Raw genomic sequence first — 2,112 nt, 5'->3', positions numbered from 1 at the left:
AACTACCAATCGCTCCATACAGTTGTTGTTAGCAGCACAGGTAGACTCTTAGAAGTCCAAATACGAACACTAGAAATGGATTATTTGGCAGATTACGGAATTACAGCATACTGGAGACTAGCTCAGTCACTAGATTCTTCTAAATCAGAGACTTACGACAATCAACAAAATTTAAGCAATCTTGGTTGGTTGAATGAACTGGTTAAGTGTAACGAAGAAATTTGTGATGCCTCTGAGTATTTGCGAAGTATAAAAAATGATTTAACAATGGAAGAAGTTTATGTATTTACGCCTAAAGGAGATTTGATATCGCTACCAGCAAAATCAACACCTATCGATTTTGCATATAAAATTCACACCAATGTTGGCAACAAATTAGCTAAAGTAAAAATAAATGGTGAATTGGTAAATGAAATAACTATTTTAACTAACGGTGACACAGTTGAAATTGTTACAGATACTGACGCAGAACCTAAGTTAGGGTGGATTAAACAAGTCACGACTAACAAAGCTAAGAATGCGATCAGAAAATGGCACAAGTCTAAATACGCCACTAAGTCCATGCCAACCCTACTCCAAGAGGATATTCCTCCAATTGTTAATTTTAGTTTTATTTCTGTAGACAGAATAGGCATCTTAAAAGATATTATAGAAAAATTTTATAAATATAAGATTAATGTCCAGTCTGTCGACCTTGAAACAAATACTAATGGAATTGCCAAAATTAACTTATGCATTGAATCAACTGAGGCAGAAAGGTTAAATGAATGTGTTCGAGAAGTAGCAAGAATATCAGACATTCTTGATTTCAAAGTTCTTTAATTATGAGGATAAAGGATTGTTGGAATTTCGTCTCTCTTAACCAGCGATGTAAAAATCTCAATAAATCCTGAATCTTCTGATTGTTGTTTAGTAAAATTAGAGAAACATTAACTACCACGATAGTGGAATAGATACCTATCGCCATATTCTCAGGATAGATTTTAAAGATTCATGGAATAAAAAATTAGAAGATTAACGGTAAGGTGACTTATGACCTTAGTTTCAGGAAAAATCAGTAGCAACTTTAGCCTAATTGCTTTAATAAAAAACCAAGGATCAGATGTAAATGATGAATTCTTGATTTTTTTAAAACACTTAGAAGAACGAAATTTTTTTTCCACAGAAATTGGACATATTGTAGAACTTGTTGCACAGGAACTCTATAATCTCACATCAGATTTGAATATAGCTATAGCAGGATTTGTTTACACTTATTCCACAATCATTACTCCTGGTATTGAAAAAGAAATAGAAGGGATTGTCAATATCAATTCAAATATTTCTAATCTGTTAAAAAGTCTAAAAATATTATCTAAGTGTGTATCTAAGTTTAAAATAACACCTACATCTAGTATCAACTTTTTTGAAGGAGAGAATTTTAGAAGACTTATAATCGTTGTAACCAGAGATATAAGAGCGCTGGTGATTGAACTTGTTTATAGACTAGTTATTTTAGAAAATATCAATCGTGTTGTTGGGTTGAAAAAAAATTTAAAAGACAGTTTTACGATAGAAACTTTCAAAATCTTTGTCCCGATAGCGAACAGATTAGGTCTTTGGAATCTTAAATGGAAATTAGAAGATTTTTCATTTAGAGATTTAGAACCAGAAATATACTTTAAAATTGTGACTCTTCTTGCTGAAAACCGCGCAGCGAGAGAGAAGTATATGAATCACTGCATTGAAGAAATACGAAACAGACTTTTAGAAAATGGCTTTACTGGTAATAAATTTGAGGTTTCAGGTAGAACCAAAAATATATACAGTATATATGCAAAAATGAAGCAGCTTTACTGCTACAGTAAGGGGATACTTCCTAGTAAGTTACCATACAATGAGTTTAACAAGTTTCTGTACAGTAATTTTAATTCTTGTTTTGAATCAGTGTATGACTTGTTTGGCATTAGAGTTCTGTGCAACTCAATTCCAGACTGCTATGCTGCATTAGGAGTCATACATAGTTTATTCCGTCCAGCACAATCTCACAGCAGCAATAGTCGCCATTTTATTGACTAGATCGCCGCGCCTACGTCAAATAGATATCGTTCTCTTCCTACGGTTACTGACTGA

Annotated in this window: 2 protein-coding genes; both read left to right on the top strand. The window is 32.8% G+C overall.

Translation table 11 applies throughout. The features are described 5' to 3' along the window. The coding region (locus tag G4P69_RS37250) for a TGS domain-containing protein (protein ID WP_208354914.1) at positions 1-822 on the top strand (822 nt) is incomplete at its 5' end. A 210-nt stretch (positions 823-1,032) separates the two neighbouring features. Then, positions 1,033-2,058 carry an HD domain-containing protein gene (locus tag G4P69_RS37245; RefSeq protein ID WP_208354912.1) on the top strand — a complete coding sequence of 342 codons (1,026 nt, stop codon included), beginning with the start codon at positions 1,033-1,035 and terminating at the stop codon, positions 2,056-2,058. Positions 2,059-2,112 lie beyond the last annotated feature (54 nt).

Origin of the sequence: Aetokthonos hydrillicola CCALA 1050 (genome assembly GCF_017591665.1) — a bacterium.
In the GTDB taxonomy this organism is placed as follows: Bacteria; Cyanobacteriota; Cyanobacteriia; order Cyanobacteriales; family Nostocaceae; genus Aetokthonos; species Aetokthonos hydrillicola.
Note: the sequence above shows the minus strand (reverse complement) of the source record. Positions and strands in the feature narration are given on the sequence as shown.

Bases quoted from the DNA above. Each gene is read 5' to 3' on its own strand.
- G4P69_RS37245 (WP_208354912.1), top strand. From the start codon at position 1,033: ATGACCTTAGTTTCAGGAAAAATCAGTAGCAACTTTAGCCTAATTGCT.